This window comes from Aminobacter sp. P4_D5 (genome assembly GCF_056401815.1).
The window spans coordinates 1-7,877 of sequence record NZ_JBFUIP010000219.1 but is presented as its reverse complement, the minus strand read 5'-3'; the positions used below and the strand labels follow the sequence as shown (position 1 = coordinate 7,877).

Genomic DNA, 7,877 nt, shown 5'->3' with positions numbered 1-7,877 from the left:
GTCGCGCGTAGTTGGCCCAATGAAATGCCTGGCCAAGGTCGTCCAGATAGACCTCCGGCGTCGTCCACGTGGCCTTGGGCTGGTGCCGGACAAGGGCGAGCGCCTTCGCATTGTTGACGACAGAGATCTCGCCGCGAGGGTTTGATCCCTCGGTCAGGTTCTCCTCGACCATATTGATGAGCTGGCGAATCTCGCCCTTGTGCTTGCTGGCGAATGCCCGGGCGGCTCCCCACATAACAAGTTCGCGAGGATCAGCCGTCAGATTGGCGAACCGGCTCAGCATCTCATCGGTGAGGCGCTCGGGGTTCTCGGTCTCCGTCCGCTTGATAAACTCGTTCGGCCCTAGCGCATAGGCGGCCGTAATCATGATTGGCACGAAGAGCGAAGATATCCGGACATCCTTAATCAGTGAATTGATGGCGTTGAGGGTGAACCCAGGCCTGTGCTTGAAGTCGGGGCGAGCGGCTGACCTTCCCTGCTGGATCAAGATCTGTCGGCGAGCCTCGAGCCCCGGGTGCTTCATCTCGATGCCGATGTCGAAGCGGTCGAACAGAGCGAAGGACCTTTCACCCTGCCCGCCGTAGCCGACCGGGTTGCCGGTCCCGATCACTATGAAATGCGGCGACAACAGAACAGTGGCTGTACCGCGTCCGCTTGCAACAAGGCTGACGCTAACCTTCCGCTCGGCCATTGCCTGCAAGAGCACATTCGACGTTGAGGCCGGCAGACGTGGCAGCTCATCGATGACAAGCCCGAGAAGGCCTGGCGTCAGCAGTGGACCCCGCTCGAAGCTGAACGCGATTGAATTGTTCTGAGAAACTGGTACCTCGCCACCCAGAAGACTGAGATCCGTGGCATCGGCATATGCATCGTACTGCTGGTAGGGCAGCGAAAGCATCGAGCAGAGCTCGCGGACTATCTGGGTCTTGCCAATGCCTGATGACCCCTCGACATAAACATGCCTGCCGAACATCAGGCCGATGAAAATCGCGTCGAAAGCCTCGAGGATATTGTTTCCAGGGTACTGACCGGAGATGTACGCGCGGGCCTTTTCAAAAAACGATGTCAGGGTCGTGTGGAGTGCAAACTTCTCATCTTTGATGGCATCACTGTCTTCGTCTTCGGGCTTTCGTGACTTGGGAATGTCACCAGACAACGCCCTGTGGCGGTCCAGTTCGTCTAGCCACAAGTATCGTCGTTCCGCGTCGCGCCCGTAGTAGTGGTTTTCAATCGCGTTGAGCTCCTCCTCGTCTTTCCATCGCCGAAGGCCTTCCCAGTTCTCGACCATGTGATAGAGCTTGGAATACTTCTCGCTGCCACTGCGCAAAGTTCGTGCGTCCGGAAAGGCCCCGTCCCGCTTTTCGAAGAACGAGGGATCGACCTTGCGGATATCGTCCTCGTCCGTTGCCTGCGCAGCACCTTTTCTATCTTGGGTCATAGAAGAAACACTCCCATTGCAATTGCGGCAGCCAGTGCTGCGTAAGCCAGTTGTGCAAGACCCTCTGGGATGGCAAAGGCGCGATCCGACACTTTGTTCTTGTCCGCCGGAGAGCTTCCAAACGACTCCACGCCGGCTGCGCTGATCAACGTTGGAAAGGCGCCGACTACCGGTATTTCAAGCTCAACCTTCGAGCACCCATCCGCGGCCTTTGCCGCGGCATCCTGCAGGTGGCAAAAGGAAAGCTGCACGCCATAGATCCCGCCGGGGTCCAGCTTAGTGCTGGATAGGTCGATGCTCATCCGATCCAGTCCGAGCTCATCCCAACCCACGTGCTGCAGCCCCTTGCCCCGCGACAAGGTTCCATCGGCCTCGAAGCCACGAATGTCGGCCTGCAGGCCGTTAGTGATGTCGAAGGGAAGGAAGTCGTCCCGGGTGGCCGCTACACGGCTGCCGTCGATGCGCCAGGAAACGGATGGGGCTCGGAGTTGTGCGCCCATCGCGTCGACTGCGGCATAGACGACGTTGCTCACCGCGTTCCGCCGATCCTGGTCGTCGGCGATCCCGATCGCCGCGAACTCCGAAGCCAGATCGATCCCGAGATAGCCGATCTTCAGGTTGAATGGCGTCCCGGAGCCACTTGGATCGAATCCCACGGCATCTTTGAGGGCCATGAGAGGCACCGGAAAGCCGGATGGGTGGCGGACAAGCAGCGGGACTGCCGCGCCGGCGCCATCGACCTCTGAAAAGGTATTCGGGCCGAACAGGCTGTTAATGACCTGGACCTTACTGCCATTGATCGCAAGGAGGCGGAGCTTTGCGATGTCGTTCACTTTGTCAATGTTCCCGATCTCGACAGTAAGCCCTCGGCCGATGACGGTCTTGACGACGCTGTCGCGGAACTTCGTGCCGGAATCTGCGCCGCTGAAGCGGCTTAACTCTTCGAAGACAGCTACACGCTCATCGACGATTTTGCTTTGAAAGGTTGCGATGTGGATATTGATGCCTTGCGCCGCGAGTTCTGGTAGCACGGCGGCGGCCGCGTCCGAGATATATCTGTCGTCACCGCCATTAGTGCCGGCGATGTCATCTCCGTCCCAAAAGAGGACGAAGTCACTGACGTCCCTGAAGTTGCCTGGGATAGCGAATAGGTTTGTGGCGCGATCCTTGGCAAAAGCGTTCAGAGTTGTCAGCTGCTCAGACCCTTCCCAGTTGTTGATATCGAAAACTGTTTCGAGCTGGCCCTCGAGGTCTTTTGGTTTGCAAACGCGCTGACCGTTCACGGGTGCACCGCAGAAGGGAAGAAGCAGGTTGGCATCTCTCGCGCCGAAGCCAAACTTCGGGTCAAATAGCACTTGAATGGCCAGTTTGACGTCGGAAGACGACGTTCGAAGGCTGCCGCTCTGGTCAACGGCTACAAGGATCTTTCGGGCGCCCGAGATATCTCGGATCCCCAAGGGGTCGAGAAAAGTCTGCCACCCGGTCATTCGTGGATCGGCGAAGTTCTGAAACAACGTCYCGGAGTCGCCACCACCTACAAAAAGGAGTGACGGAGGGCTCGCATTTTGAGGGGTGCGCTTCAGCACCTCGAGCAGAATCTGTCCTTGCTCCGCCGTCAACGGCTCCGCAACAACCAGCATTCCCCACAATGCGAGGTTCTCGGCTGAAGATTGAATCAGTCCGTCGAGCTTGGCAGGATCGGCCATCCCGGCGAAGTCGAGGAAGACATCGGTCACATCGACGCTGCTGGCCTGGGCGAAGCGCTTGAAGTCGTTCCTGCTTTCAGCGCCCTCGTCTTTAGTTGTCCGTAGCAGGCCAAGGACCGGCTTTTCGACCCTGGTGACGGCCTTCAAGTGAACCAGCGTTTCACCAAATCGGTTGGTGACCACGATGCTGTGGGTCGTCACGCTCCCCATCGGCCCCGTCGCGAAAGTTCCATCGATATCAATGGAGTCACGCGGTGCGATCGATAGGGTTTGACCAGGCTTCGGGTCCGACTCGATCTCGAGGGTGTCCTTGCGGATCTTGAGCGTATTGACAGTGGCTGCATTGATGCCGCTGATGACCTGCAGTCCGGCGAGCTCTATGGCTCCACTGGTACGATTCTCTCCCGAGAACTGCACCTTGTAGTCCCCTCCATTAGCAGAAATCACTGTTGGCGCATCGAGACGTAAGTCCGGGATCAGCATGTCCCGGGGGATGCCTAGAGCCTCCTCGCTGACGAAGATGATGCGCTCCCTTAGTTCTGGTCGTTCCTGGAGCAGTTGCCGGTATGCGATTCTCGCTGCCGACACTGACCGAGTACGAGGAGTCAATATCAGGTAGATGTTGTCGCCGCCGGCTGTCTCCTGTCCGATCTCCGAAATGGCATCCTCGACTGTCAGCCCCGAGCTTTGCTCGACGGACGACTCCTCGGCGAGAAGCTGGCGTACGGTTTCAATCCCCCCGGGTCGGGCAAGCAACGCGACGTCCCCGACGGCTGCTTGTGAGACAACGGCGACGACGTTCTCTGACGGCTTGAGCAACTCCTCGGGGCAGTTGGTAGCCGATTTGCCTTCGATGCAACTGGAGACCTTCTCGATGACGTTGATGTCCGCCAGCGAGAAGTAGAGCCTGAGTTCGCGGCTCGGATGCAGAGCCTCGCTTACATTCAGAGCTAGCAACAGTGTGCTGACGGCCAGAAGGCTCAGCACGACCAGCGGCGTCGCTGCCAAGCGCCCGCGGCGGCGGCTGCGAACCAGCAAGACGACATTACCGGCGACGCAAAGCAGGGTGACCATCAGAGCGAGGATACTCACGTCACACTCTCCTGTTGCTTGATACGCGAGAAGCTGAGCATCAGTGGTCGCGCCAGTCCGATCCCGGCGGCCGCCGCAATTAGCAATAGCCCCAGCGACAGAAGAATTGGCCGCACGCTGTTGGCCGCGTTCGATGCCGGCCTTGGATCGGCCTCACCCAGTAGGGCCTTGACCAGCTGCTCCCATAGGGGCGCGTCAATCGGGGTCCAGCCGATAGTTTCTGTCGACGCAGAGGTGACGGCGTAGTCCTCGCGTGTAACCGGCGCCTGGCTCACCCCCTTGCCATTCGACCAAGCGATCGCGGCTGCCAGCACCAGGGTCGTCCGAAGTGCACGTCTTTGCGAATCCTGGAGCGAGGTGATGTCTTCCAGAGGAGGCAAATGAAGCTCCAGCCTAGGGCCCGCCATCCTGAGAACATCGTGGCAGTTTCCGCTCTCGCCTTGTGGGCTGGCGGTGACAATTGAACTTCGCTCCCCGCACGCCGGGGCGTCCTGATAGTTCGCTTGGTGTCCAGACAGTCTGGTTTTAGTTTCTGCCACGTAGTCAAGGACGTCCAACCGAACGCCTGGATCGGTCTTGGGCGTAATCGCTAGGTCCCAGAGCACGGGGGTAGAACCCCGATCGACTGCTGGAAGCAGCTTAATGTCAAAGCTTCCGGTTTCAGATGGGTTTCCATTGTCGTCCAGCAGCACGCTCACTGTAGCCGAACCATCCGTCTTTGCGATCTTGGCGGAGACCAGCGGTGAGATCGAAAGTTCGCCGCCAGCTGGCTCGAAGCCCGTATCTACCAGGGCCCTTAGGATCGCGGCTAGCTCCGGAGACGCGCTGAGCTGGAGTTGCCTGACACCCAAAAAGAGCGGCTGCCGTAACTGGATCTGTGCACCCTTGGCGCCGGGGAAGTTTACGCATACGAACCGTGGACCGGATGCCGGCAGGACGATCCGGATCTGGACGAACTGGGTCTGCTCGCGCTCGAACCTACCGGTGCTAAGAGTTCCAATCGCGGAAGGCGCGCCACCCAGGTTGACAGCTATTTCTGTTCCGGTCTGGTTGTCGCACTTCTCGTCGCCGTCATTTGTAAGGAATACGGAAGGTGGTGGGTTCAGCAGCTCAATCGCGGCTTCCGCTCGGACGAGGATGCTAAGGATGGGCCGAAGACCGGGATAGTGCGCGATCTCATAGGACTGCACGCTCATTGGACTGGTTTCGCCACCTGAGGATTCGCCGGCAACTTGTATCCAGGTCGACCCGAACCTATGCATGTCCAGCGCCCAGTTTTGCGGGGCGCCACGCCACGTACTGAGTACGACAAGTCGATCACCTGCTCGCCCGGACGCCTCGATTTCTTCAACGGACGTCTCGAGATTGGCAAGGATGAACGTGCCGAAATCTGGAGTGGATGAAGTGGCGCCCAAACCATCCTTGAACTGCTGGAGGAGCTGGTCTATCTCCAAAAGAACGGTAGTGTCCGGTGCGCTCGCAAGGCGTTCCACCGCTTCCCTGATGCTCGCGCTATCGCCGGGAATGTAGTGGAGGTCGCTCTCGGCGCCGCCTCCTTTTAGCCAGTTCTCACGCTGGGCGATCAGGTTTCGCGCAAGCGCGGCCCTGCCGTCGCCGCCGACATTCGGATTGTAGTCGACATAGATGTAAAGGCGTGTGCCGGCGACCGGGTTGAATGCCGCGAGCAAAAGAACCGTAATCCCGGCGGAGAGGAGGACGATCTTTAAGACGGCAGCGGCAAATGGGATCAGACTGCGCCCGAACATCCGCGCGTATGGCAGAGAAGGGAAGCCGAAGCGAATGAGGATCGCTGCGATGTAGAGCAGCGCGGCCCCTAGGATCCACTCCCGCCCAATCGTCGGATCAGTGAGCGAGAACCATCGCTGCGGAAGCAGCACGGCCAAGGCGACGCCGACTGCCAAAGCTACGATCGTGGCAGCAATTGCTGCGATCCGGATCGGCCAATCGGCTAGAAAGCTCCGCATCCTCGTCCCCTTTAGTTCATCTGATAGGGTGGCTTGTCCCGGGACTCGTTGTTGATGGCACCATTGGTGTCGTCGATTCCCGACGGATCTCGATTCTTGGCCCCTTGATCGAGGACATTTTTCCCACTAGGGTCGGGCGCCTTTGTATTTGGGTTCGTCGTCGAGCTGCCCGAGCCACCCGTTCCTTTGGGATCGCGCAGACTGATTGCCGGCATCGGGGTCTGATTTCCGAAGAAATCCTCCTTCAACTCGGTACTTTCACCTTGCTGGCCACCTTGCTGGCCGCCTTGGCCGCCTTGCTGTCCGCCTTGCTGGCCACCTTGTTGGCCGCCTTGGCCACCTTGGCCGCCTTGCTGGCCACCTTGTTGGCCGCCTTGGCCGCCTTGGCCGCCTTGCTGTCCGCCTTGCTGGCCACCTTGTTGGCCACCTTGGCCACCTTGGCCGCCTTGCTGGCCACCTTGTTGGCCGCCTTGCTGGCCACCTTGTTGGCCGCCTTGCTGGCCACCTTGGCCACCTTGCTGGCCGCCTTGCTGGCCACCTTGTTGGCCGCCTTGCTGGCCACCTTGACCGCCTTGCTGTCCGCCTTGTTGGCCGCCTTGGCCACCTTGGCCACCCTGTTGGCCGGCTTGCTGGCCGCCTTGGCCACCTTGCTGGCCACCTTGTTGGCCGCCTTGCTGGCCACCTTGCTGGCCACCTTGTTGGCCGCCTTGCTGGTTGTTGTGCCGGTCACTCGGTTGTGTCTTCGTCCCATCGTCGACCGACGGCAGCCCGTCAACGGCGGGCTCCACGGCGGCCACAACCCCAGGTGCGCGACAGACTTCCGGTGAGCCTCCGGCCGCTCGGCAGATCTGGATCAGGTGCGCCCGGTGAGATTTGTAGTCGTCACGTAGTGCCTGGCTGAAATGGCCGTCTCGCTTGCAGCTGTCAGTGCCTACAGTGCCTTGCTTGGCAGATGACTCGTATTCGAACAGGCAGTCGAACCACGCAAATACCACCCCCACCCTTTCGAACAGGGCATTCCGAGCCGACTTAAGATTCTCCCTCTCCAGTCTTTCGAGCGTTGCAGGCAAGGCGGTCAGTCGCTCCTGTGCGACTTTGTTGGCGGTCGCCTGAGCCGCGTCGATCGACGAGATGGTGGAATTCAATCTGTCGAGCTCAGTTGGACGTTGAGACTGCTGCTCCAGTGCCGAGGCCAGCGACTTCAACTCCTCAAGCTGACTGGAACTGCAGGAGGCATTTAGCTCTTCGAGACAGCTACGCACCTCATTGCTGATCGTGATAGCATTGATTCTTTCCAGCTTGGCGGCGATGCCTTTGTTGACAATCTGGTCCGCTACCGCCGGAATGACCTCAGGAAGCGGCCTTGCAGCGGCATTGACGTCGCGCTGCGGCGCGAGCAGTGCGCTTGCATGCTGGCCGGCTTCCTTTTGCAACGCGTTCGCCGCAGACGCCACGAAGGCTATATCTGCGTCCAGAAACTGTTCGTGGTTGGTCAGGCTGAAAAGTCGGTTGCGAACGTCCGCGAGCTTATCCAGCGCTGCTAGTGGATGTTCTTTGACGTTGGTGTCACTTGCCAGGCCGTCCGTAGCTCCAATGACGAATTGGGACAGCTGGGCGAAACGAAGAAGTTCATTGAGTGCCTGCTTGGTGCACTCA

General features: G+C 59.5%; 5 protein-coding genes. All 5 read right to left on the bottom strand.

Annotation, left to right across the window (positions count from 1 at the left end; genetic code table 11):
- The coding region (locus AC1DWF_RS28420) for an AAA family ATPase (RefSeq protein WP_476842337.1) at positions 1–1,438 on the bottom strand (1,438 nt) is incomplete at its 3' end.
- Positions 1,435–4,236, bottom strand: a complete 2,802-nt coding sequence (locus AC1DWF_RS28415) for a hypothetical protein (protein ID WP_476842336.1) — start codon at positions 4,234–4,236, stop codon at positions 1,435–1,437. The genes AC1DWF_RS28415 and AC1DWF_RS28420, both read right to left, overlap by 4 nt.
- Complete coding sequence (locus AC1DWF_RS28410) at positions 4,233–6,221, bottom strand: hypothetical protein (protein WP_476783602.1); 1,989 nt, start codon at positions 6,219–6,221, stop codon at positions 4,233–4,235. The genes AC1DWF_RS28415 and AC1DWF_RS28410 overlap by 4 nt, the downstream gene beginning before the upstream one ends.
- An 11-nt stretch (positions 6,222–6,232) precedes the next feature.
- Positions 6,233–6,469, bottom strand: coding sequence for a hypothetical protein (locus AC1DWF_RS28405; protein ID WP_476783601.1), 237 nt, complete (start codon positions 6,467–6,469; stop codon positions 6,233–6,235).
- A complete protein-coding gene (locus AC1DWF_RS28400; RefSeq protein WP_476842335.1) occupies positions 6,466–6,951 on the bottom strand; it encodes a hypothetical protein in 486 nt (161 codons plus the stop codon). The genes AC1DWF_RS28405 and AC1DWF_RS28400 overlap by 4 nt, the downstream gene beginning before the upstream one ends.
- Between the last annotated feature and the right edge of the window lie 926 nt (positions 6,952–7,877).

Coding starts and splice junctions, on each gene's coding strand:
- AC1DWF_RS28410 (WP_476783602.1), bottom strand. CDS start 6,221: ATGCGGAGCTTTCTAGCCGATTGGCCGATCCGGATCGCAGCAATTGCT.